The following is a 22,649-nucleotide window of genomic DNA, read 5'->3' as shown; positions in this document are numbered from 1 at the left end:
TATGCTTTTTTCTAAAGAGGAATATAAACAAAGACTAAACAAAGTTCAAAAAATGATGCAGGAAAAGGGCATCGAACTTCTAATTTCACACGATACAAATAATATGAATTATCTAACAGGATATGATGCGTGGTCTTTCTATTATGCTCAGTGTGTAATAGTTCATGTAAATGCAGATGAGCCAATATGTTTTGTTAGAGATCAAGATGCAGGTGGAGCCTTTATTAAAACATACCTTAAAAAAGAAAATATAATTGTTTATGATGAGCATTATATCCATACATGGCCCAAGCATCCTTACGATTATCTAGTAAAAATAATTAAAGATAAAAAGTGGGATAAACTTTCAGTAGGATTAGAGATGGATGCCCACTATTTCACAGCTTTTTGTTATGAAAAAATTAAACAAGGTTTGCCAAATGCAAAAATTAAAGACTCCGAAAGATTGGTAAATTGGGCAAGATTAGTAAAGTCAAATACAGAAATTGGTTATATGAAGTCTGCTGCAAAAATTTCAGAAATAGGAATGAAAACAGCTTTCGATGTAATTAAACCAGGGGTTAGACAATGTGATGCTGTTGGAGAAATACAAAAAGCACTATTTTATGGAACACCTGAGTTTGGTGGAGAGTATTCAAGTATTGCTACTTTATTACCAACTGGAAAAGGAACTTCAGCCTCACATTTAACCGCAACTCAAGATAAATTTATTGAAGGTGAGGCTACAATTATAGAACTTTCAGGAGTTTATAAAAGATATCATGCTCCAATGGCTCGAACAGTTTTGTTAGGAAAACCTGATCAATTAAAAATTGATACGATGAAAAAAACCATCGAGGCACTTCAAGCAGGAATTGATGCTACAAAACCTGGTAATAAAGTTGACGATGTTGCCCAAGCTTTCTGGAAAGTATTAGATAAATATGGGATAGAAAAAAAATCTAGAACTGGCTATTCGATTGGTATTGGTTATCCACCAGATTGGGGAGAACATACACTTAATATTTATAAAGGAGACATGACACCCTTGGAACCTAATGTTTGTTTTCATATGATCGCTGTAATGCAGTTTGGAGATTGGGGTGTAGAAGCTTCTGAGGCAATAAGAGTAACAGAAAATGGAGCCGAATTATTCTGCAATATGTCTAAAGAACTTCACGTTAAAAGCTAATTATTAAAGGTTGAAATTTATACTCACAAATGTTTTAAAGTTATTTATTTTATGTCAAAACAAAAAGATTTCGTAAAGTTTGAAAATGTAGACAAAAGCTACGATGGTAAAGTCTTAGTTGTAAAAAATCTACAATTAGATATTGCAGAAGGTGAATTCATTACAATGCTAGGACCCTCTGGCTCTGGTAAGACAACTTGTTTAATGATGCTAGCAGGATTTGAAACTCCAACTAATGGAGAAATTTATTTAGGTGGAAAAGCTATTTCAAGTATACCACCACACAAACGAGGAATTGGAATGGTATTCCAAAACTATGCACTGTTTCCACATATGACAGTTTATGAAAATTTAGCATTCCCATTAAGAGTAAGAAAAATTCCAAAAGATGAAGCAGATAAAAAAATAGATAAAGCTTTATCAATGGTATCACTTCAAGGCTTTGCCTCAAGGATGCCAGGTCAACTGTCAGGTGGACAACAACAAAGGGTAGCGGTTGCAAGATCACTTGTGTTCGATCCTCAATTGGTTTTAATGGATGAACCTTTAGGAGCTTTAGATAAAAATTTAAGAGAAAGTATGCAATATGAGATCAAACATATTCATGAAAGTATTGGAGTAACTGTTGTTTATGTTACTCACGATCAAAGTGAGGCTTTAACAATGTCAAATCGAATTGCAGTATTTAATGATGGTAAAGTTCAACAGCTTTCAAGTCCTGATGAACTATATGAAAAGCCAGTTAATTCTTTTGTTGCAGAGTTTATTGGAGAGAACAACACATTTACAGGTGAAGTTTCAGACATATCAAGTGGAAAATGTAAAGTTAAACTTGCAAATGCAGAAATAATGGCCAACCCAATCTCTGTAAAATCTAAAGGTGAGAGAACTAAAGTTTCATTAAGACCCGAGAGAGCTTTGATTAATCCAAAAGACAAGATGGATAACATTCATAATGGAAAAATTGAAGAAGTCATCTACCATGGAGATCATACTAGAGTAAGGATAAATCTTTTAGGTAATCCAGAATTCATACTTAAAGTGCCAAATAGTTCTGCAAATCTTGATATCAAATTAGGAAATGAAATTAAGATTGGTTGGAATAGTGAAGATGCTCGTGCACTTGACCCAAAATAAACATCATAGAATTATTATATAATAAGTGAAAAAGGGCTGTTGACTCTCTTCTCTGAAGTTGTTTTAATTAGTTTTTTAAACGTTTAAACGGAGGAAAAATGAAAAAACTAAGTAAAATATTACTAGCTATTTCTTTTGTACTTTCACTAACTACTTCAGCATTTGCTAACACAGTAACAGCAGTGTCATGGGGTGGGGCTTATACTGAGTCTCAAAAGTTAGGTTATGGTGATCCGACTGCTAAGGCACTAGGCATTAATATTGCTTGGGTTGACTATTCAGGCGGTTTATCAGAAATCAAAGCACAAAAAGAGGCTGGAAAGATCACGTGGGATATAATCGACGTGTTTGCAATGGATACTATCACTGGATGTGATGAAGGATTATTTGTTGAATTTGATTTTGACAAAGACTTCCCACCAGCTCCAGATGGAACTCCAGCTAGTGAAGATTTCTTTACTGCAATGCCAAGTAAATGTGCTGTAGGAAATATTTTATATTCTTGGAACTACGCTTATAACAAAAACAATGTTAAAGGTACTCCAAAGACTATCAAAGATTTCTTTAACACAAAGAAATTCCCTGGAAAAAGAGCTATCTACAAAAGCGCTTTAACTAATTTAGAGATCGCTTTAGCTGCAGATGGTATCAAGCCAGGAAAAGGTGGAGCAAAAATCTATGAAGCTTTAAACACAGAAAAAGGTGTTGAAAGAGCAATGAACAAGATCAAAGAACTTTGCACAGATCCAAAAGGTGGATGTGTATTTTGGTCTGCAGGTGCTCAACCACCAGAATTGTTAGTATCAGGTGAAGTAGTAATGGCTACTGGTTGGAATGGTAGATTCTTCAATGCTGAAATTGGAGAAGGTGCACCAATCGTACAAGTTTGGGATGGCCAAGGTCTTGACTACGAATATTTCGTACAAGTTAAAGGTGGACCAAACGATGCTAATGGTTTAGCTAAAAAAGCTTTAGCTATGATGACTAGCTCAGAGATGTTAGCAGGAAGTGCGAAATATATCGCATATGCTCCTTGGAGAAAATCTTCAATTGGCATCATGGAAAAAGGTGAGCCATGGTACAAAGATGGTAAAACTAACATGGTACCACAAATGCCAACTGCACCACAAAACACTAAAAACTATTTCTTAGTTGACCCAATTTTCTGGGCTGACAACGGAACAGAGCTTGGTGAAAAGTGGGAAGCTATGAAAGCTGGTCTATAATTTAAGTTTTATTAAACTTAATTATATATTATAATTTAAGGGCGGTTATTTATAACCGCCCTTTTTATTTATGAGCTCAGAAACGAAACAAATTTTAACAACAGACGGTATACCTTTAGAGGTAAGTCTTAAGAAAGCTGAGAAAAAAAATAAAATCAAAGCCTTCTTACTTGTTGCTCCTTTATTATTCTTCTTAATAATTACTTACGTTTTTCCAATTGGAGACATGCTGTTCAGAAGTATAGATGACAAAATGGTTACACAAATGCTTCCAAAAACTTTTAAAGCAATGGAAAGTTGGGATGGTCAAGAATTACCTGGGGAAGAAGTATTCGCAGCTTTTCATGAAGACTTTATAAAATTAGTAGAGGAAAAACGTGAGGGTAAGCTATCTACTCAACTTAACTATACCAAAAATGGATTTAAAAGTATTATTAAAAAATTAAGAAGAGCATCAAAAAAATTTGAAGAGGGAAATTATAAAGAACAAATAATGTCAGTTCACAAAAGATGGGCTGATGTAGAATATTGGAGAGCAATTAAAAGAAGAGCCCCTGAGTTTACAGCTCAAAAATATCTAAAAGGAATGGATATGTATGTAAATGAAGAGGGAAAAATAGCAAGCGTTGAAGAAGATAGAAGAATTCATAGAGTGTTATGGTTGAGAACTCTTGAGATTGCATTCTTTGTAACAGTTTTTTGTTTTTTAATGGCTTATCCAATAGCTCATTTGTTGGCTACTTTACCTATGAAGTATAGTAACTTACTAATGATCTGCGTACTACTTCCATTTTGGACTTCATTACTTGTAAGAACTGCTAGCTGGATGATCTTGTTACAGCAACAAGGGATTGTGAATGATTTTTTTGTTGGAATAGGATTGGTAGCCGATGATAATAGACCTGAAATGATGTACAATAAAACCGGAAGTTATGTGGCAATGACACAAATCTTGCTGCCATTTATGGTTTTACCACTTTATAGTGTCATGAAAACTATCTCACCAAGTCTAATGAGAGCAGGAAAATCACTGGGTGGAACGCCATTTATAGCATTTTGGAAAGTTTATTTTCCTTTAACAATACCCGGAATAGGTGCAGGCTGCTTGTTAGTGTTTATCTTAGCGATTGGCTATTATATAACTCCGGCATTGGTTGGTGGAGCGTCTGGAACTTTAATAAGTAATCAAATTGCCTTTCATATGAAGAGTACTCTCGACTGGAGTTTTGCATCAGCAATGGGATTAATGTTATTGAGTGGAGTACTGGTGATTTATTGGCTTTATAACAAAATAGTAGGAATTGATAATATTAAATTAGGATAATTAAAATGGCTTTACCAAAATATACCGAACCACATTATAGAATTTGGCATTATGTATATTTAACAATTTGTGGTGCTGTTTTCTTTTTTCTAATTGCACCTTTATTTGTAATCTTTCCATTATCATTTAACGCTGAAGAATTTTTAAGCTTCTCTGAGGGTATGAAGCGTTTAGATCCAGATGCCTTTTCATTAAGATGGTATAAAGATATGATTTATGGAACAAAAAATCCTTGGGGATTAGCAGCAAAAAATAGTTTTATCATTGCAATTTTTGCAACAATAGGTTCAGTGATACTTGGAACTGTTGCAGCTTTAGGATTAAGCAGCAGACATATGCCTTATAAGGGGTTGATCATGGCTGTATTAATTTCTCCGATGATTGTTCCTTTAATTATTTCTGGTGTTGCAATATTTTTCTTTATGGCAAAAGCTGGTTTGGCAGCAACACATACAGGAATTGTTCTAGCTCATATTATCTTAGGAACACCATTTGTTGTGATTACAGTAACAGCAACACTCTCAGGTTTTGATCACAGCGTTACTAGAGCAGCTGCAAGCTTAGGAAGTGATCCGGTGAATACATTTATGAAAATAACATTACCTTTAATTCTTCCTGGAGTTATATCAGGAGGATTATTTGCATTTGTTACATCTTTTGATGAAGTAGTTGTTGTTTTATTTTTAGCAGGACTAGAAAATACAACTATACCAATTCAAATGTGGACGGGTTTAAGAGAACAATTAAGTCCAACTATTTTAGCTGTTGCAACTTGTTTGATTATATTATCAACATTGATATTAGTTACTGCTGAGCTTTTAAGAAGAAGATCTGAAAGACTCAGAGGTATAAATCGATAGTAAAATTATTTCATGAAGATTAAGAATGTAGTTGTGATCGGCTCAGGAACAATGGGCAGTGGAATAGCTGCACACCTTTGTAATGCAAATGTTCCTGTTACTTTATTGGATTTAAAAACTGAAATAAGCGAAAATGCAAGAGAACGAATTCATAAATCAAGACCACCATTATTAATTGATAAATCTAAGATAAATAATATTAAAGTTGGAAATATTTCAGATGATTTTTCTGTAGTAGAGAAAGCTGATTGGATTGTTGAAGCAGTAGTAGAAAGAATAGATATAAAACATCAAATTTATGAAAAGATTTTTAAAAGCAGGAAAGAAGGTGCAATAGTTTCATCAAACACTTCTTCAATACCAATTAAAGTTTTGTCACAAAATTTAAATAAAGATCAAAAAAAAGATTTTTGTATTACACATTTTTTTAATCCCGTCAGATATATGGGACTTCTAGAAATTGTTAAGAATGAAGACAATGATCTAAATAAAATTAATCAATTAAAAGAATTTTGTGAAGTTGAATTAGGAAAAGGAGCTATCGTTTGCAATGATACACCTGGTTTTTTAGGAAACAGAGTAGGTGTTTATGCTATGCAAATTGCAATGACTGAGGCTTTTAAGATGAAACTTTCTGTTGAAGAGGCGGATGCAATATTTGGAAGACCAATGGGTATTCCAAAAACAGGAGTTTTTGGTTTGTATGATTTAATCGGAATTGATTTAATGGCTGACGTTTTAAAAAGTTTTATCAAAGAACTTCCAAAGTCTGATGAATTCCATGAAGTTGCAAAAGAAATACCTTTAGTAAAAAAATTAATTGAAACTGGATATACAGGAAGAAAAGGCAAAGGTGGCTTTTATAGAATGAAAAAGACTGAGAGTGGAAAAGTCATGGAAGCTATAAATCTTCAAACAGGAGATTATTCTCCGAGTAAAAAAATTGATATTAAATCAGATAAGGTTGATCTAAAAAATCTTATTAATAGAAATGATAAATATGGTGAGTATGCGTGGTCTGTTTTAGAAAAAATTATTAAGTATGCTTCATCATTAGTTCCATCAATTACAAAAGAATTTAATGATATAGATGAAGCTATGAGGCTTGGTTTCAACTGGGCTAAGGGACCTTTTGAAATGCTTGAGGAAATTGGAGTAAAAAACTTTTTTGAAAAAGTTGATAATTTTGAGGGAAATAAATTTTTAGAAAATTTGTCTAAAACAAAAAATGAAAATTTTTATGGTGAAAGACAAAAATACACATCAATAGAAACTTTAGGTAAAGCTAAAAAAACTGCCTTAACTGTTGACGGTAACAGTTCAGCAACAATTTATAGATTTAATGATTACAATATAGTTGAGTTTACAACTAAAGCTAATGCACTGGATTATGACTCCATGGATGCCCTTAAGAAAGCAACTGATAAGCCTTTAATTATTATTAATGAGAGTATGCAATTCTCAGCTGGTGTAAATTTAACCTATACAATGGAATTTGCTGATAAGAATGATTTTAAATCAATTGAAAAATTCATCAGGTACTTTCAAGAAACTTGTAAACATTTAAAGTATTCTAAATATCCAGTTATATCTGCACCCTCTGGACTTACTTTGGGAGGTGGATTTGAAGTTTTAGTTCAAAGTAATTTTGTAGCTTCTCACACAAATATTGTGATTGGGTTAGTAGAAACTATTGTTGGTTTAATCCCTGCAGGTGGAGGATGCAAAGAAATGTTAGGCAGGTGGTTAAATACAGATGAAGCAAAAAAAGATCCTAATTTTGCGCCATTAAAAGTCTTTGATATTATTGGTTATGGCAGAACAGCTACTTCTCCAATTGAAGCAGAACCATTAAAATATCTGTTACCTGAAAATGAAAAGATAATGAATAGAAATAGTTTATTAGAAGTTTCAAAGAAAATTTTAAATGAAAACAAAAATTTTAAAACTCCAAATGAGCTTAAGTTTAATTTACCTGGAAAAGCAGTTATAGGAGAAATGAATAAGATTTTAGAAAAACTTTATAACGATAAAGTTATTTTAGATCATGGCTTAACTGTTGCGAATGAATTAGCTCACGTATTAAGTGGTGGAGATACAACAATGGATAAAACTTTATCAGAGGATGATTTATTTAAATTAGAGCTAGATGCTTTTATGAAACTAATTGAAATGAAACAAACACAAGATAGAATTAAACATACTCTTGCAACAGGTAAACCATTAGTTAATTAAATAATCTTAAAGAATTAATGAAGTCAGGTCTTAAAACATATTCAGACTTATCTAAATATTTAATTTTTTTTAAAACTTCTATTCCATAAATTACTTTACCAATAGGAGTATATTCTCCTTCATATAATGGTTCATCCTGTAGAATTATAAAAAATTGACTATCTTCAGTATCAAATTTTAAAGATCTAGCTAATCCAACACTTCCTTTGGTGTAATCAAATTCATTATCTACTTCAGATTTAATTGTTCCTAAACCAGATTTACCAGTACCAATTTTTCCATAATCAATGTTTCCTTTTTTTCCAAATTCTAAATCGCCAGCCTGAACTAGTTTATCTTTTATTACTCTATGAAAAGCAACATCATCATATGATTTTGATTTTATTAGAGTCTTAAATCTTTCAACTCCATTTGGAGAAACATCAGGATATAATTCTATAATTACATTACCACAACCAACATTTAGAATTGCAATATTAGTTGGATCTTTAAAATTAATTTTTTCAGGGTCATAATTTTTAACAAATAGACATTTGTCTTTTAGTAAAAGAAAAGAACCAAGTGAAAATAAACCCAAAATTAAAATAAAAATGAATATTATTTTTTCAGACGTTGAGGCCTTTATTTTTTCAATCATAGAATAAAATTTTTATCAATTTTTGAAATTCCTTTTTTGATAAATTCTATCTTATTTTCAAGAATAGGATCGATCTTATCTGGTAAAATTCCATACATTATATGAGAGAATACTTCAGCCATGTCTTCAGACGCTGTCGCCTGAGAATATTCTGTAATAAAACCATTAGGATTTGGGTTAGTGTCTAAACCTACTTTTTTTGTACATGTTGAACATTCTGCATAATTAAATTCTTTGGGATTGAGACTTGACCAAATTTTTTCATCAAAAATATCTTTATAACTATCATTAATTATATGAAAGACCTCATGATGTAATACCCTTTCAAAATATTTTTCATTGAATTTAATGTCTACAATTAAAGTTTTCATAATATTATCTGGTATGCCTGCAGTTTTGATGCCTGAGATAGATAAATCTTCGCAAAGAACTATATATTTTAAATTTATTTTTTTTAAGAAATCCTTTGTGTATCTATTTAAATTTTTTTCAATTAGTTTAAATTTTTGATCTAAATCTTCTTTTGATGATTCATAACAATTTATGTTGTTATCAATTCCAATTGTAAAAGGTTGTTTAGCATAAAGATATCTTAATTTATTTTTAGTTTCGATATTATAAATTTCAAGGTTTGGTATTTTTATTAGCTGGTAAATCGTATCCGCTTGTGCAGGAGAAATTAAAAATAAATACAATAAAATGAACTTAAATAATTTCATAATTACTATTATTGAAGATATTCCAAATTGTAAGAATGTGATAGAGTTTTTATAATGAAAAAAAAAACTAGCAAGGAACCAATCCAGCCAGTAAGTGGGACTAAAGTACCTAGGTTTGCTGGCCCTTCTACTTTTGCAAGATTGCCTGAATTGAGAGATGTTGAATATTGTGATGTTGCAATTGTCGGTATTCCATTTGATGCAGGTACGAGTTATAGACCAGGTGCTAGATTTGGACCTCAAAGTATTAGGCAAGCATCAAGACATTTAAGAACAAACTATCATCCAAGTTATGATGTTGAGCCATTTAAAGTACAACAAGTTGCTGATGCTGGAGACATTACTTGTAATCCTTTCAATATTGATGAGGCAATCAAACAGATAGAAGAGGGTGCAACTGACTTATTAAATAAGACAGGAGGCATAATAAGTTTAGGTGGTGATCATACAATTGCATTTCCGTTATTAAAAGCTGTAAACAAAATTAACAATGGTCCAGTTGCTCTAGTTCATTTTGATGCACATTTAGATACTTGGGATACTTATTTTGGTGCACCTTATACACATGGGACTCCATTTAGAAGAGCAAGAGAAGAAAATTTATTTTTAGACGATGCTTCGATGCATGTTGGAATTAGGGGGCCTTTGTATAGTAGAAATGATATTAAAAATGATGAAAGTTTTGGTTTTAAAATAATTCATTGTGATGAATTTCAAACAGAAGGTACTGATAAAATTGCTGAAAGAATAAGAAAAAGAGTTGGAGATAATCCATTGTATCTTTCTATTGATATAGATGTTTTAGATCCAGCTTTTGCACCAGGTACAGGTACCCCAGAAATTGCTGGGATGACAACTAGAGAAATGGTTAATGTTATAAGAGGTTTATCTGGAATGAATTTAATTTCAGCAGATGTTGTGGAAGTTTCACCAGCATATGATCATGCAGAGGTAACATCTTTGGCTGCAGCAACGATTGTTTATGAATTAACTAATTTGTTTGCAAAAAAATAAGGAAAGGTTAGGAGTCTCTTATGGAAAACAAAAAAAATTTTTATATAGATGGAAAATGGGTAACACCAAAAAGTAAAGAAGAGATTAAAGTAATTGATCCTGCAACCGAGGAAAACTGTGCGGTAATATCTTTAGGAAACAAAGATGATGTTAATGATGCAGTGAGTGCTGCCAAAAAAGCATATAGCTCATGGGCATTTTCTAGTAAAGAAGAAAGAATTAATTTATTAGAAAAACTTTACGAAAATTATAAAAAAAGATGGGCTGACATTGCTGAAGCAATTACTTTGGAAATGGGTGCCCCAAAAGATTTTGCTACAAAACTTCAGGCTGGTACGGGTGCTGCTCATTTAAAGTCATTTATAAGATATTTAAAAAACTTTGAATTTGAAAAACCTTTGGGTGATCATGCGCCAAATCAAAGACTTATTTATGAACCAAAGGGAGTTTGTGCATTAATAACACCTTGGAACTGGCCCATGAACCAGGTTTGCTTAAAAGTAATGCCAGCTATTGCGTCTGGATGTACAATGGTTTTAAAACCATCAGAACTTGCCCCATTATCATCGGTGATACTTGCCGAATTAATTGATGAAACAAAATTTCCTCCAGGGGTATTCAATTTAGTAAATGGAGATGGTGCTACTACTGGTGATGCATTAACTAGTCATCCTGATATAAATATGATTTCGTTTACAGGATCAACAAGAGCAGGTGCTCTGATTTCCCAAAATGCTGCGAAAGATTTTAAAAGAGTAAGTCTTGAATTGGGTGGAAAAGGTGCAAATATTATTTTTAAAGATGCAGATCCTGAAGCTATAGAAAGAGGTGCTTTAAGATGTTTTCGAAACTCTGGTCAATCATGCAATGCTCCAACTAGAATGCTTGTTGAAAAATCAATGTATAAAGAAGCTGTAGAAAGGTTGAAGAAATATACAGAAAGTTTTGAGGTTGGTGATCCTAAGAAAGAAGGTGAGCATATAGGCCCTGTAATTTCTGAGACACAGTACAATAAGATTCAAACATTGATCAAAAAAGGTATAGATGAAGGTGCTAAATTAATTGCAGGAGGTCCTGGTAAACCTGAGGGTTTAGAAAAAGGATATTTTGTTAAACCTACTGTATTTGCTGACGTAAACAACAATATGGAAATAGCTAGAACTGAAATTTTTGGCCCAGTTTTGTCAGTAATGCCTTTTGAAACTGAAGAAGAGGCAATTCAAATTGCAAATGATACTCCTTATGGTTTAACAAATTACATTCAAACCCAAGATAAAGAAAAGGTTAAAAGGGTTGCAAGAAAACTTAGATCTGGAATGGTAGACGTTAATGGAGCTGGAATAGCAGTGGATGCACCATTTGGAGGATTCAAACACTCTGGTATAGGTAGAGAAGCTGGAGAACATGGCCTTGAAGAGTTTTTAGAGGTCAAAGCAGTTGGTGGCTGGAACAATTAAATTAATTTCGAAAGATATGTTCATTTTAGGTCAATGTTAAATTGATATTGTTAATCTTTACTTTTAGATCAGTGTAAAAAAAACATTTGTTTGTAATTTTCCTTTAAAAAGATACGGTTTGATTGGAGATACACAGTTGCGAATTTTTTTAGTTATAACTCGCAACAATTAAAGGAGGAAAAATGAGTAGATCAAAATCGCTCTACAATTCAGATTTAGCACCAACTCCATCAAATAAGAAAAATTGGGGATGGTTTGAAATCTTTAACGTATGGGCAAATGATGTTCAAAGTTTATTTGGATATACTTTGGCAGCATCACTATTTCTAGCCTCAGGATTAAATGGTTGGGCAGTATTTTTAGCATTAATACTCGCTGGCTTTTTTATTATGTGGTTAGTTAACTTATCAGGAAAACCTAGTGTTAAACATGGAATTCCTTATCCAGTATTCGCTCGAGTAAGTATGGGTGTTTTTGGTGCAAACTTTCCAGCAATGGCAAGAGGGCTTGTTGCTATGTTCTGGTATGGAGCGCAAACTTACGCTGCATCTACTGCAGTAGCACTTTTAATTACAGGTATTACTGGCAATCCAGGAACTGAAATGTTCTTAGGAATGACTGGAGTAATGTGGGTGTCATTTATATTTGTATCAGCTTTCCAAGTTTATTTATTCTGGCAAGGTGTTGATCTTGTTAAAAGATTCTTAAACTTTGCAGGACCAGCAGTTTATGTTGTTATGGTTCTATTGATGATAGTAATTTGGTTTAAAGCTGGTGGAAGTCTTTTATCGGAAGTTGGAGAAATCTTTTCTGGTGGAGCACGTTCTGGTGGATTTGAAGGCTTAGGTTCTTTTGGAGCTTTCTTGGCCGTGTTTTCAATAATGGTAGGATATTTTGCTGCTGTTGTTATTAACTTTGGTGATTTCGCTAGATTTGTAAAAAATGAAGATGAAATGAAAAAAGGTAACCTATGGGGACTAGTAGGAAATGTTGTTTTCTTCTCATTTATTACATTGATGATCACTGGTGGAACAATTGCAATTTTTGGAGAATATGTAGCAAATCCAACTGACATGGTAGCAAAAGTGGATAATATTGTATTAACAATTGTTGCAGCATTTGCATTCTTTGCAGCAACAGTTGGTATCAATATGGTTGCTAACTTTATACCTCCTGCATATGACCTGGCAAACTTAATGCCTAGCAAAATTAATTTCAGAATTGGTGGTTTAATAACTGCTGCTTTTGGTTTTGTTATTGGTGGTATGTGGGTTGCAGTAATTACTCAAATGGGTCTATTTCCATTTGTAAACACTTTGGGTGCAATTTTAGCTCCAGTGTTTGGTATAATGATTGTTGACTATTATGTTATCAAGAAACAAAGATTAGATGTTGATGATTTGTTTACAGACTCACCAAGTGGTAAATATCATTACAATGGTGGTTTCAATGGCAAGGGAATGTTAGCATGGGTGCTATCAGGTTATATTGCCGTTGGTACTGTATGGCCAAACATCTTATTTTTAGGATTAGATGATTTCTTCGCTAATCTTGGCGGCGGCGGCGGATATGCTTGGATAATTGGGGCATCTTTAGGTGCTGTAATTCACTTAGCAATATCTTCTAAAAGATAATTAAAAAATTAAATTAAAGCCCATCAATTTATTGGTGGGCTTTTTTTTATACCTAAAATTCTAGTGTTATATTTTCTTTATTTAAATCGTGTATTACTAAATTATCTCCTTCACCCATTCTATCAACTACTAAAAAATTCATATCCTCTGTTGAAATTAAAGGGAAGTGCCAAATTCCAGGATTGTAGTTAATTCCAATTCCTTTTGGAATAATGAAAGATTCTATTTTATTCAGATCAGGTTTTTCACCTTCAGGTGCAACAAAAGCTAAAAAAGTTGTTTCTTTCATTGGTATAAATGCTTGACTTCCTAATGGATGTTTTTCCATCATATCAACTTTCATGGGGAAAGTTCTTTTTAATGCTGAAAATATACTTATTGTCGACTCACCGTTATCTTTTTTAGTATTTAAATTTGCAATTCCATCATATCTTTTTGCATAACCATTATTTATTTCTAAAGGTTTAATATTTTCGGTTGTAATTACATCTCCAAATTTTTTAAAATTTTCTTTTGAAATTGGTTTTGGTTTGATAGTTAAATTTGTCATATCTTTTTTCCAAAAATTCTAAATCTAGATATTCCTCCATCAGGGAATATATTAATCTTAATGTAATTGATTTTTTCTTTTTTCATTAAGGAATTTTTAAATATATGTGTTTTATTTGCTGATAGTTTTGAATTTTGCAATAAAGTTTTCCATTTTTTTGATGAACTAACAATTTTTTTTGAATTTTTTGAAGAGGATAAATAGGCAGCTTGCAAAGAGCAATGACTTGGAAAATTTCCTTTAAAATGGTGTGTAGATATTTCAATTTTATTAATTTCTTTTCCAGATAAAGAATTTAAAATTAACCAGTCATTTCCTTTGTCTCTTCGTCTACGAGTTTCCCAACCATCACCCATATTTTTTGCCTTACCTGGTGCTAATATGTTTTCTGCTTTCCCAAAGTGTTGATTGTTACATGCAATAATTGAAGCTCCATCCAATAGAGATGCTAAATTAATAATTTTATTTTTATTCTTGTTAGACTTTGCAATTGTTCCATATAACCTCAATCTAGCAACACCCCCATCAGGAAATATATTTAGCTTAATATGAGTAAAGACTCTTTTATTCTTTATTGAAAAATAATGATGACTATCTGCTTTAGTTCTTTTTTTTGATAGTAGTGTTTGCCATTTAAAATTACTGATTTTGTTAAAATTTGAGTAGGTTCCTTCAATTGAAATTGCAGCTGGCTGGTTTCCATTAAAGTGAGAGGTATCAACATCAACTTTTGAAATGCTTCCAGGTTTTCCAAGTTTTAAAATTATAAAATCATGACCCGAGCTTCTTTTTCTTCTAGACTCCCATCCATCCATCCATTTACCATGTTTATCAAAAACTCCTTCTTTAAAGACAGGATTAGTAGGGCTAATGATTCTATTTGCAGATGCAAAAAAATCATCTGTTTTAAAAATTATTTTAGATCCTAATCTTGGCTGTGCCAAATCAATCAATCCATTAGTGAATATAATTTTTTCTTTCATTTTATGAGTAATTTTTAATCCAATGTTTAGCTATATCAATTCTTTTGCAAATCCAAACATCTTCAAATTTTAAAACATAGTCTAAAAATTTTTTTAGTGATTGAATTCTTCCAGGTCTTCCAATTAATCTGCAATGTAATCCCACAGACATCATTTTTGGATTGGTTTTTCCTTCCTCATACAAAGCATCAAAACTATCTTTAAGATATGTATAAAAATGATCTCCAGTATTAAACCCTTGATTGGTAGCAAATCTCATATCATTGTTGTCTAAAGTGTATGGAATAATAAGTTGTTTTTTTTTTCCTTTACGCTCCCAGTAAGGAAGGTCATCACTATAACTATCACTATCATACAAAAAACCCCCATCCTCAAAGACTAAATCCCTGGTGTTTGGACTGCATCTTCCAGTATACCAACCTAAAGGTCTTGAACCAAAGATTTTCTCGATTGTTTTAATTGCTTTTTGCATATGTTTTTTTTCTAAAGGTTTTTTTATATCTTGATAATCAATCCATCTATAACCATGTGCAGCGACTTCATAATTTCCTTCTTTGATAGCCTTACAAACCTCAGGGTTTTGCTCTAATGCTAATCCAACACCAAATATTGTTACAGGAATTTTTTTTTCATTAAATAATTTATGTAAACGCCAAAATCCTGATCTTGAACCATATTCATAAATACTTTCCATACTTATATGCCTTCCTTTGATAGCTTTAGCACCAATAATTTCTGACAAAAAAGTTTCAGAGTATTTATCACCATTTAAAACACAATTCTCACCACCTTCTTCATAATTAAGAACTATTTGAAGAGCCAGTTTTGCATTATTTGGCCAAGAAATTTTTTTTCCTTTATTACCGTAACCTATAAAATCTCTAGAATTTTTTTTTACCATAAATAATTATAAATTAATTTAGATTTCTTAACAATTTATTAATTTGAAAGAGACTTAGACTTTATACCATTTAAAAAATTAATACATTTTTTTAATTCATTAAGTTCTATAAATTCATCCACTTTATGTGCTTGTTCAATAGATCCAGGACCACAAACAACTGTGCTAATCCCAATTTCTTGAAATAATCCTGCTTCTGTTCCAAAAGAAACAACTTCTCTTGTATTATCACCAGTTAAACTTGAAACCAATTCACATGCCTCAGAGTCTTTTACACGATCAAAACCCACAACTTCACCAATAATTTTTTTTGTTATTTTAGAATTTGGAAACACTTTTTTCATTTCAGGTAAAAGAATTTCGTTAGCATATTTATCTATTTCTTGATTTAAAAATATACCATCCTCTTTAATTACTGGTCTTGTCTCCCACTCAATATAACATTTATCTGCAATAACATTATGAGCAATACCTCCAAATATTCCACCAACCTGTAACGTGGAAAAAGGAGGATCGAATATAGAGTCTTTCGGAGATCTTTTTTTCAACTCTTCTCGCAACTCAATTAATCTATTTGCATATCTTGTTGCAAATTCGACTGCACTAACACCTTTATGTGGCATTGAACTATGACCAGCTAATCCTTCAAAATAAGTTGTATATTCATAACAACCTTTATGTGCATCTATTATTTTCATCTTAGTTGGTTCACCAATAATACAAATACCATCTTGAATTTTTCTTTTTTTTAATTCTTCAATCAATATGGGTGCACCTAAACAAGCGGTTTCCTCATCGAAAGTGAATGAAAAGTGGATGTCTCTATTTAATTCTAATTTAGAATAAATTGGAGCAAAGGCCAAAGTGCAAGCGATGAAACCTTTCATATCACAAGCTCCTCGTCCATAAAGTTTATCTCCTTTAATTGTTGCCTTAAATGGATCTGTACTCCAACTTTTTGAAACTGGAACAGTATCGGTATGCCCTGATAAAATTATAGGTTTAATACCATTGGATTTTTTTGCTTTAAATGTAGCAAAAAGATTTACTCTTTTTTTTTCATCATCGTAAGTTTTAAAAGAAGTTGCACCTAATTTATGAAGGTAATCCTCACAATAATTAATTAAATTGCTATTATCTTCCCCTGAAATTGTTTTGAAACCTATTAAATCAGAAAGAATTTTAATCGAATTTTCGTACAATTTTTCTAGATTAATTTCTGTACTCATGACTAATAACTAATATAAATACTGGTTTTATGAAAGAACAAATAACATACGATATATTTAATAAAGTTGATATTAGAGTAGGAACTGTAATTTCTGTGAAAAAAAATGAAAAGGCTAGAAAACCATCATTAGTTGTGGAAGTTGATTTTGGAAGTGAGATTGGTATCAAACAATCATCAGCTCAAATCACTCATTATTACAATGAAGAAAATTTAAAAGGAAAACAAGTTATTGGTGTTTGTAATTTTCCTGAAAAAAATATTGCAGGGGTGGTTTCACAAGTTTTAATTTTAGGATCAATTGACAAAGAAGGTAAGGTAATTTTAGTTCACCCTTCTCAAAAATCGGAAAACGGACTTCCAATAGCCTAAATATGCATCCTGAAATATTATCAATTTCATTATTTTGGTTTGTAACGGCATATACACCTGGTCCAAATAATGTTGTTGCATCATACTCTGGTTTTAATTTTGGAATAAAAAAAACAATTCCTCATATCCTTGGTGTCACATTAGGTTTTACTTCATTAGTTATATTTCTATCTATTGGTTTAATTAATGTATTTAAGTTGTTTCCAATTATTCAAACGGTGATTAGATATTTGGGAACTTTATTCTTAATTTATTTAGCTTATAAAATTGCCTTCTCCACAATATCTAATGAAACACAAAAAGAAAATCCTGTGAAGTTTATTGAAACTTTTTTATTTCAATATTTAAACCCCAAAGGTGTAACAGTTGCAATAATTGTTGTATCTACATATGTCGAATTGGGAGTGAATTATTTTAGTTATGCGACTCAAATAGTTGTTCTCGCTTTTCTATTTTCTATAACAAGTATCACTTTGTGGACATTTGTTGGTAAATTTTTGAGGAAATTTGCGACAAATGATAAATTTATAAAATTCTTTAATTATGTTATGTCAGTGCTTCTTTTGTTAAGCATTATTACTTTTTATATTTAATTATGAAACCAGGATTAAAAAACTCATACAAATCTTTATCTGAAATAGAAATTAAGAATAATAAATTTAAATATTATTCATTAAAAAAAGCAGAAGAAAATGGATTAGAGGGTATTTCAAAATTACCAAAATCTCTTAAAGTGCTATTGGAAAATTTACTTAGATATGAAGATGAGTTATCGGTCACAAAAAATCAAATTGAAGCAATAAAAAATTGGCTTAAAAATAAAAAATCGAAAACAGAAATTGCTTATAGGCCAGCTAGAGTACTATTGCAAGATTACACTGGAATTCCTGCTGTTGCTGATTTAGCAGCAATGCGTGAGGCTGTAAAAGAAAAAAACAAAGACCCCAAAACAATCAACCCATTATCTGCGGTAGATCTTGTGATTGATCACTCAGTTCAAGTAGATCAATCAGCCAAAAAAGATTCATTCGAAAAAAATGTTGAAATTGAATTTAATAGAAATGGCGAAAGATATTCTTTTTTAAAGTGGGGTCAGCAAGCATTTAATAATTTCAGAATTGTTCCTCCTGGAACTGGGATTTGTCATCAAGTAAATTTAGAATATTTATCTAAAGTGGTTTGGCGTGAAAAATTTCAAGGAGATGATTATCTTTTTCCTGATACATTAGTTGGAACTGATAGTCACACAACAATGGTAAATGGACTTTCTGTTTTGGGATGGGGTGTTGGAGGAATAGAGGCTGAAGCAGGAATGTTAGGTCAGCCAATTTCAATGTTGATACCAGAAGTAATTGGCTTCGAGGTAAAAAATAAAATGCCTGAGGGTACTACCGCAACTGATTTAGTTTTAACTGTAGTTAAAATGTTAAGAGACAAAGGTGTTGTTGGTAAATTTGTAGAATTTTATGGAGATGGTCTTAAAAATTTAACTTTGGCTGATCGTGCAACAATAGCAAATATGGCACCTGAGTATGGAGCAACTTGTGGATTTTTTCCCATAGACGAAGAAACTTTAAAGTATTTAAAATTTTCAGGAAGAGATGAACTTACAGTTAAAATAGTTGAAGAATATGCAAAGAAACAAGGTTTGTGGGCAAGTAAAGATATTGAATTCACCGATACTTTATCTTTAGATATGTCAACAATTGTTCCAACAATATCTGGTCCTAAAAGACCACAAGATAAAGTTTTGTTAACTGATGCTTCTAATAACTTTAAAAAGAGCTTTACTGAAATAACAAATAAAAAAGATTTTTCAGCATCTAAAGTTAAGAGCACTGACTATGAAATTCAAGATGGTTCAATTTTAATTGCTGCAATCACATCATGTACAAATACCTCTAATCCTAATGTTTTGATTGGTGCAGGTCTATTGGCGAAAAAAGCTGTAGAATTGGGACTTGAAGTAAAACCATGGGTCAAAACTTCATTGGCACCTGGCTCTCAGGTTGTTACAGATTATTTAGAAAAAGCAGGCTTAGATGTTTATCTTGATAAGCTTGGATTTAATCTTGTTGGTTATGGTTGTACTACATGTATTGGAAATTCTGGTCCTTTAGCAGACAATATTGTTGAGGCTATCCAAAATGAAAATATTTATGCAGTTTCAGTGTTATCAGGAAACAGAAATTTTGAGGGAAGAATATCACCACATATTAAAGCTAATTACTTAGCATCACCACCTTTGGTAGTTGCGTATGCTCTAGCTGGTCATATGGGTTTTGACTTATATAAAGATAGTTTTGGTAAAGATAAAAATGGACAAGATATTTTTATGAAAGATATTTGGCCATCTAATAAAGAAATTGAGGAAACATTAAAGTCTTCTCTTAATCCTGAGATGTTTATTAAAAGATACTCAAATGTTTCAGAAGGTCCAAAACAATGGCAAAAAATTAAAACAGAAAATAGCAGCATTTATAATTGGGAAGAAAACTCTACGTATGTAAAAAAACCACCTTTTTTTGAAAACTTATCTGATACACCTGAGGGCTTTAAAAAAATTCAAGATGCTCGTCCACTTTTAATTTTAGGCGATATGGTGACTACAGACCATATATCCCCTGCAGGCAATATTCAAAAAGAAAGTCCAACAGGTGAATACTTTATGAAACATCAAATTTTACCAAAAGATTACAATTCTTATGGAGCTAGAAGAGGAAATCATGAAGTTATGATGAGAGGAACCTTTGCTAACATTAGAATTAGAAATGAGATGGCACCTGGTACAGAAGGCGGTTTCACGACATTACATCCTGAGAAAAAAGTAATGCCAATTTATGACGCGGTTGTTGAATATAAAAAAAGAGGCACAGACTTAGTGGTTATTGGAGGCAAGGAATATGGAACAGGTTCATCTAGAGATTGGGCAGCAAAAGGTACTAAATTATTAGGCATTAAAACTGTTATAGCTGAAAGTTTTGAGAGAATTCATAGATCAAATTTAATCGGAATGGGAATTTTACCTCTACAATTTATTGATAATGTTAATAGAAAAAATTTAAACTTGATTGGTTCTGAATTAATTAGCGTGATTGATATTGAAAAGGGTATTAATCCATCTGAAAAAGTAAAAGTAGAAATTAAATATTCTTCTGGTGAAATTAAAAAGATTGAAACATTATGTAGGATAGATACTAAAAATGAATTAGAGTACTATAAAAATGGTGGAATATTGCAGTATGTTCTTAGAAACATGATTTAATTATGGATGAAGATATAACAATAATTAACAACAGTACTAGAAATCAAAAAATAAAAGATTTTTTAAATAAAAATAAAAGATTATTAATTTTTATTTTTAGTGGCTTGTTATTGATAGTAATAAGTTTTTATTCTTACCAAATTTATAAAGATGGGCATAGAGAATGGCTTTCAGAAAAATATAATGATGCAATTATTAAACATAAAAATGGAGAAAACGATAATATCATTTTAGAAATGACAGAAGTAGTTGAGGATAAGGATAGCACCTATTCACCCTTAGCACTATATTATCTAATTGATAATAATTTGATTGAAAATAGGGAAAAAGTTAATGATTTGTTTGATATTTTAATTGAGAAAACATCTTTAGAAACTGAGATAAAAAATTTGATTATTTATAAAAAAGGTCTCTTTAATGCTGATACTATCAACGAAAATGAATTATTGGAAATTTTGAACCCTTTAATTAATTCTAAAAGTGTTTGGAAGTCTCATGCATTATATTTATTAGCAGAATATTTTTACTCTAAAAATGAAAAACAAAAATCAAAAGAATTTTTTGATCAAATTTTAAATGTAGAGAATGCTAATTCTGATATTGTAAAAGAAGCACAAAAAAGACTTAATAGAGATCTTAGTGAATAAAATTATATTAACTTTTATTTTTATTTTTCTGGCCAGCTGTTCTTTAAATAAGAATTCAAAATTATGGAATGAAAAAGATAAAGAAGTTATAAAAGAAAAAAAACAAACAAAAATTTTAGTTGAAGAAAAAAAAGAATTAAATGAATTAAATGCTTTTATTTCATTAAATTTATCTGTCATTAACTATAATAATAAGATTACTGATAATCTAAATAATTTTGGATCATTGAAGTATAATGGGTCGCTAAACAAAATTGGTAAATACAATTTTTCCAAACTAGTTAATTTTAATCAGTTTAATTCAGAGCCATTAATATTAAATGATGGCCTGATAATCTTTGATAAAAAAGGAACTATTTTAAGATATAATGATAATCAAAAAATTACTTGGAAAAATAATTTTTATTCAAAGTCTGAAAAAAAATTGAACCCATTACTTACATTTGCAACTAATGGAAATAATTTATTAGTTGCTGATAATATTTCAAATATTTTTTCCATTGATATTTTTACTGGAAGTTTAATTTGGTCTCAAAAGAGCAATTATCCATTTAATTCACAAATTAAAATTTATAAAGATAAATTTTTTCTTATAGATTATAAAAATACATTAAAATGTTTTTATCTTAAAGATGGCAAAGATTGTTGGGAAGTTCAAACAGATGAGTCTTTTACTGTCTCAAGTTCGAAATATTCTCTAATCATAAAAGATAATATGCTAGTTTTTAATAATTCAATAGGTGATATAACTGCTGTAGACATACTTACGGGTTTAATTGAATGGCAGCTTCCAACTCAAAAAAGTAGTATTATAAATGATGCTTATAATTTTAATTTTTCAAAATTAGTAAGTGATGGTGAATCAATCTATTTTTCAAATAATAAAAATGAATTCTATTCTATTGATATAAAATCAGGAGCAATTAATTGGATTAATCAAGTTAGTTCAAATTTAACGCCTATAATTATAAAAGATTATATCTTTACAATTTCGGATACTGGATATTTAGTTAATATTCAAAAAAAAGAAGGTAATATTATTAGGATAAAAGATATCTATAAAAATTATGATATTAAAAAAAGAAAAAAAATAAAACCATCAGGTTTTTCTATAGGACAAAATAAACTTTATTTAAGTAACTCTGATGGAAATTTAATGGTAATAGATTTAAATTCTGGAAATTTATTAAAAGTGGAAAAAGTTTCTCGAAATTTGATTTCCAAGCCTTATATTTACAATGGGAATTTATTTATTGTTAAAAATGGATCTGTAATCCAGTATGATTAAT

The 22,649-nt window shown here is 31.0% G+C and carries 20 protein-coding genes; 14 read left to right on the top strand and 6 right to left on the bottom strand.

Going from position 1 to position 22,649, the window contains the following annotated elements; genetic code table 11:
* Position 1 precedes the first annotated feature (1 nt).
* The 6 genes from ACTTAV_RS06035 to ACTTAV_RS06010 all read left to right on the top strand — a co-directional run bounded on the left by ACTTAV_RS06035 (position 2) and on the right by ACTTAV_RS06010 (position 7,953).
* Positions 2 to 1,171 carry a M24 family metallopeptidase gene (locus ACTTAV_RS06035; protein ID WP_440670897.1) on the top strand — a complete coding sequence of 390 codons (1,170 nt, stop codon included), beginning with the start codon at positions 2 to 4 and terminating at the stop codon, positions 1,169 to 1,171.
* A gap of 51 nt (positions 1,172 to 1,222) precedes the next feature.
* Positions 1,223 to 2,308, top strand: a complete 1,086-nt coding sequence (locus tag ACTTAV_RS06030) for an ABC transporter ATP-binding protein (RefSeq protein ID WP_440670896.1) — start codon at positions 1,223 to 1,225, stop codon at positions 2,306 to 2,308.
* Positions 2,309 to 2,406: 98 nt separating this feature from the next.
* Positions 2,407 to 3,534 carry an extracellular solute-binding protein gene (locus tag ACTTAV_RS06025; protein ID WP_440670895.1) on the top strand — a complete coding sequence of 376 codons (1,128 nt, stop codon included), beginning with the start codon at positions 2,407 to 2,409 and terminating at the stop codon, positions 3,532 to 3,534.
* Positions 3,535 to 3,604: 70 nt separating this feature from the next.
* The gene (locus tag ACTTAV_RS06020) at positions 3,605 to 4,858 is read left to right on the top strand and encodes an ABC transporter permease (protein ID WP_440670894.1); all 1,254 of its coding nucleotides are present in this window, start codon (positions 3,605 to 3,607) and stop codon (positions 4,856 to 4,858) included.
* A 5-nt stretch (positions 4,859 to 4,863) separates the two neighbouring features.
* On the top strand, positions 4,864 to 5,718 hold the full coding sequence (locus tag ACTTAV_RS06015) for an ABC transporter permease (RefSeq protein WP_440670893.1): 855 nt from the start codon (positions 4,864 to 4,866) through the stop codon (positions 5,716 to 5,718).
* Positions 5,719 to 5,730: 12 nt separating this feature from the next.
* A complete protein-coding gene (locus ACTTAV_RS06010; RefSeq protein WP_440670892.1) occupies positions 5,731 to 7,953 on the top strand; it encodes a 3-hydroxyacyl-CoA dehydrogenase NAD-binding domain-containing protein in 2,223 nt (740 codons plus the stop codon).
* On the opposite strand, the gene ACTTAV_RS06005 is transcribed toward ACTTAV_RS06010, so the two are convergent.
* A complete protein-coding gene (locus ACTTAV_RS06005) occupies positions 7,946 to 8,590 on the bottom strand; it encodes a peptidylprolyl isomerase (protein ID WP_440670891.1) in 645 nt (214 codons plus the stop codon). The genes ACTTAV_RS06010 and ACTTAV_RS06005 overlap by 8 nt on opposite strands.
* Entirely contained in the window at positions 8,587 to 9,309 is a 723-nt protein-coding gene (locus ACTTAV_RS06000; protein ID WP_440670890.1) for a putative zinc-binding metallopeptidase, read from the bottom strand. Before ACTTAV_RS06000 ends, ACTTAV_RS06005 begins: the two co-directional genes overlap by 4 nt.
* 54 nt (positions 9,310 to 9,363) lie before the next feature.
* Here ACTTAV_RS06000 and speB point away from each other — a divergent pair, with 54 nt between their 5' ends.
* From speB to ACTTAV_RS05985, 3 genes are all read left to right on the top strand, one after another.
* Positions 9,364 to 10,323 carry an agmatinase gene (speB, locus tag ACTTAV_RS05995; protein WP_440670889.1) on the top strand — a complete coding sequence of 320 codons (960 nt, stop codon included), beginning with the start codon at positions 9,364 to 9,366 and terminating at the stop codon, positions 10,321 to 10,323.
* Positions 10,324 to 10,343: 20 nt separating this feature from the next.
* Positions 10,344 to 11,780 carry an aldehyde dehydrogenase family protein gene (locus tag ACTTAV_RS05990; protein ID WP_440670888.1) on the top strand — a complete coding sequence of 479 codons (1,437 nt, stop codon included), beginning with the start codon at positions 10,344 to 10,346 and terminating at the stop codon, positions 11,778 to 11,780.
* A gap of 182 nt (positions 11,781 to 11,962) precedes the next feature.
* Complete coding sequence (locus ACTTAV_RS05985; RefSeq protein ID WP_440670887.1) at positions 11,963 to 13,414, top strand: NCS1 family nucleobase:cation symporter-1; 1,452 nt, start codon at positions 11,963 to 11,965, stop codon at positions 13,412 to 13,414.
* Positions 13,415 to 13,466: 52 nt separating this feature from the next.
* On the opposite strand, the gene ACTTAV_RS05980 is transcribed toward ACTTAV_RS05985, so the two are convergent.
* From ACTTAV_RS05980 to argE, 4 genes are read right to left on the bottom strand one after another with little or no spacing between them, the layout of a single operon-like run.
* Positions 13,467 to 13,964, bottom strand: coding sequence for an ureidoglycolate lyase (locus ACTTAV_RS05980; protein ID WP_440670886.1), 498 nt, complete (start codon positions 13,962 to 13,964; stop codon positions 13,467 to 13,469).
* Positions 13,961 to 14,947 carry an allantoicase gene (gene alc / locus ACTTAV_RS05975; RefSeq protein WP_440670885.1) on the bottom strand — a complete coding sequence of 329 codons (987 nt, stop codon included), beginning with the start codon at positions 14,945 to 14,947 and terminating at the stop codon, positions 13,961 to 13,963. Before alc ends, ACTTAV_RS05980 begins: the two co-directional genes overlap by 4 nt.
* A gap of 1 nt (position 14,948) precedes the next feature.
* Positions 14,949 to 15,848, bottom strand: coding sequence for an allantoinase PuuE (gene puuE, locus ACTTAV_RS05970; RefSeq protein ID WP_440670884.1), 900 nt, complete (start codon positions 15,846 to 15,848; stop codon positions 14,949 to 14,951).
* Between the two features lie 38 nt (positions 15,849 to 15,886).
* Entirely contained in the window at positions 15,887 to 17,077 is a 1,191-nt protein-coding gene (argE, locus tag ACTTAV_RS05965; protein ID WP_440670882.1) for an acetylornithine deacetylase, read from the bottom strand.
* Positions 17,078 to 17,106: 29 nt separating this feature from the next.
* On the opposite strand from argE, the gene ACTTAV_RS05960 reads away from it, so the two are divergent.
* From ACTTAV_RS05960 to ACTTAV_RS05940, 5 genes are read left to right on the top strand one after another with little or no spacing between them, the layout of a single operon-like run.
* Positions 17,107 to 17,448 carry a tRNA-binding protein gene (locus ACTTAV_RS05960; RefSeq protein WP_440670880.1) on the top strand — a complete coding sequence of 114 codons (342 nt, stop codon included), beginning with the start codon at positions 17,107 to 17,109 and terminating at the stop codon, positions 17,446 to 17,448.
* Between the two features lie 2 nt (positions 17,449 to 17,450).
* Positions 17,451 to 18,041: a LysE family translocator gene (locus ACTTAV_RS05955; RefSeq protein WP_440670879.1), complete on the top strand. Its 591-nt coding sequence runs from the start codon at positions 17,451 to 17,453 to the stop codon at positions 18,039 to 18,041.
* A 2-nt stretch (positions 18,042 to 18,043) separates the two neighbouring features.
* Positions 18,044 to 20,713, top strand: coding sequence for an aconitate hydratase AcnA (gene acnA / locus ACTTAV_RS05950; protein ID WP_440670877.1), 2,670 nt, complete (start codon positions 18,044 to 18,046; stop codon positions 20,711 to 20,713).
* A 2-nt stretch (positions 20,714 to 20,715) separates the two neighbouring features.
* On the top strand, positions 20,716 to 21,360 hold the full coding sequence (locus ACTTAV_RS05945; RefSeq protein WP_440670876.1) for a hypothetical protein: 645 nt from the start codon (positions 20,716 to 20,718) through the stop codon (positions 21,358 to 21,360).
* Entirely contained in the window at positions 21,353 to 22,648 is a 1,296-nt protein-coding gene (locus ACTTAV_RS05940) for an outer membrane protein assembly factor BamB family protein (protein ID WP_440670875.1), read from the top strand. The genes ACTTAV_RS05945 and ACTTAV_RS05940 overlap by 8 nt, the downstream gene beginning before the upstream one ends.
* Position 22,649 lies beyond the last annotated feature (1 nt).

The sequence above is a fragment of the Candidatus Pelagibacter sp. HIMB1483 genome (genome assembly GCF_052048135.1).
Lineage (GTDB): Bacteria > Pseudomonadota > Alphaproteobacteria > Pelagibacterales > Pelagibacteraceae > Pelagibacter.
Note: the sequence above shows the minus strand (reverse complement) of the source record. Positions and strands in the feature narration are given on the sequence as shown.

Excerpts from the sequence above, each read along its gene's own strand:
- ACTTAV_RS05990 (WP_440670888.1), top strand. The coding sequence starts at position 10,344 with ATGGAAAACAAAAAAAATTTTTATATAGATGGAAAATGGGTAACACCA.
- alc (WP_440670885.1), bottom strand. The coding sequence starts at position 14,947 with ATGAAAGAAAAAATTATATTCACTAATGGATTGATTGATTTGGCACAG.
- speB (WP_440670889.1), top strand. The coding sequence starts at position 9,364 with ATGAAAAAAAAAACTAGCAAGGAACCAATCCAGCCAGTAAGTGGGACT.
- ACTTAV_RS05980 (WP_440670886.1), bottom strand. The coding sequence starts at position 13,964 with ATGACAAATTTAACTATCAAACCAAAACCAATTTCAAAAGAAAATTTT.
- ACTTAV_RS06015 (WP_440670893.1), top strand. The coding sequence starts at position 4,864 with ATGGCTTTACCAAAATATACCGAACCACATTATAGAATTTGGCATTAT.
- ACTTAV_RS06000 (WP_440670890.1), bottom strand. The coding sequence starts at position 9,309 with ATGAAATTATTTAAGTTCATTTTATTGTATTTATTTTTAATTTCTCCT.
- argE (WP_440670882.1), bottom strand. The coding sequence starts at position 17,077 with ATGAGTACAGAAATTAATCTAGAAAAATTGTACGAAAATTCGATTAAA.
- ACTTAV_RS06025 (WP_440670895.1), top strand. The coding sequence starts at position 2,407 with ATGAAAAAACTAAGTAAAATATTACTAGCTATTTCTTTTGTACTTTCA.
- ACTTAV_RS06030 (WP_440670896.1), top strand. The coding sequence starts at position 1,223 with ATGTCAAAACAAAAAGATTTCGTAAAGTTTGAAAATGTAGACAAAAGC.
- ACTTAV_RS05945 (WP_440670876.1), top strand. The coding sequence starts at position 20,716 with ATGGATGAAGATATAACAATAATTAACAACAGTACTAGAAATCAAAAA.
- puuE (WP_440670884.1), bottom strand. The coding sequence starts at position 15,848 with ATGGTAAAAAAAAATTCTAGAGATTTTATAGGTTACGGTAATAAAGGA.
- ACTTAV_RS06005 (WP_440670891.1), bottom strand. The coding sequence starts at position 8,590 with ATGATTGAAAAAATAAAGGCCTCAACGTCTGAAAAAATAATATTCATT.
- ACTTAV_RS05960 (WP_440670880.1), top strand. The coding sequence starts at position 17,107 with ATGAAAGAACAAATAACATACGATATATTTAATAAAGTTGATATTAGA.
- ACTTAV_RS06035 (WP_440670897.1), top strand. The coding sequence starts at position 2 with ATGCTTTTTTCTAAAGAGGAATATAAACAAAGACTAAACAAAGTTCAA.
- ACTTAV_RS05955 (WP_440670879.1), top strand. The coding sequence starts at position 17,451 with ATGCATCCTGAAATATTATCAATTTCATTATTTTGGTTTGTAACGGCA.
- ACTTAV_RS05985 (WP_440670887.1), top strand. The coding sequence starts at position 11,963 with ATGAGTAGATCAAAATCGCTCTACAATTCAGATTTAGCACCAACTCCA.
- ACTTAV_RS06010 (WP_440670892.1), top strand. The coding sequence starts at position 5,731 with ATGAAGATTAAGAATGTAGTTGTGATCGGCTCAGGAACAATGGGCAGT.
- acnA (WP_440670877.1), top strand. The coding sequence starts at position 18,044 with ATGAAACCAGGATTAAAAAACTCATACAAATCTTTATCTGAAATAGAA.
- ACTTAV_RS06020 (WP_440670894.1), top strand. The coding sequence starts at position 3,605 with ATGAGCTCAGAAACGAAACAAATTTTAACAACAGACGGTATACCTTTA.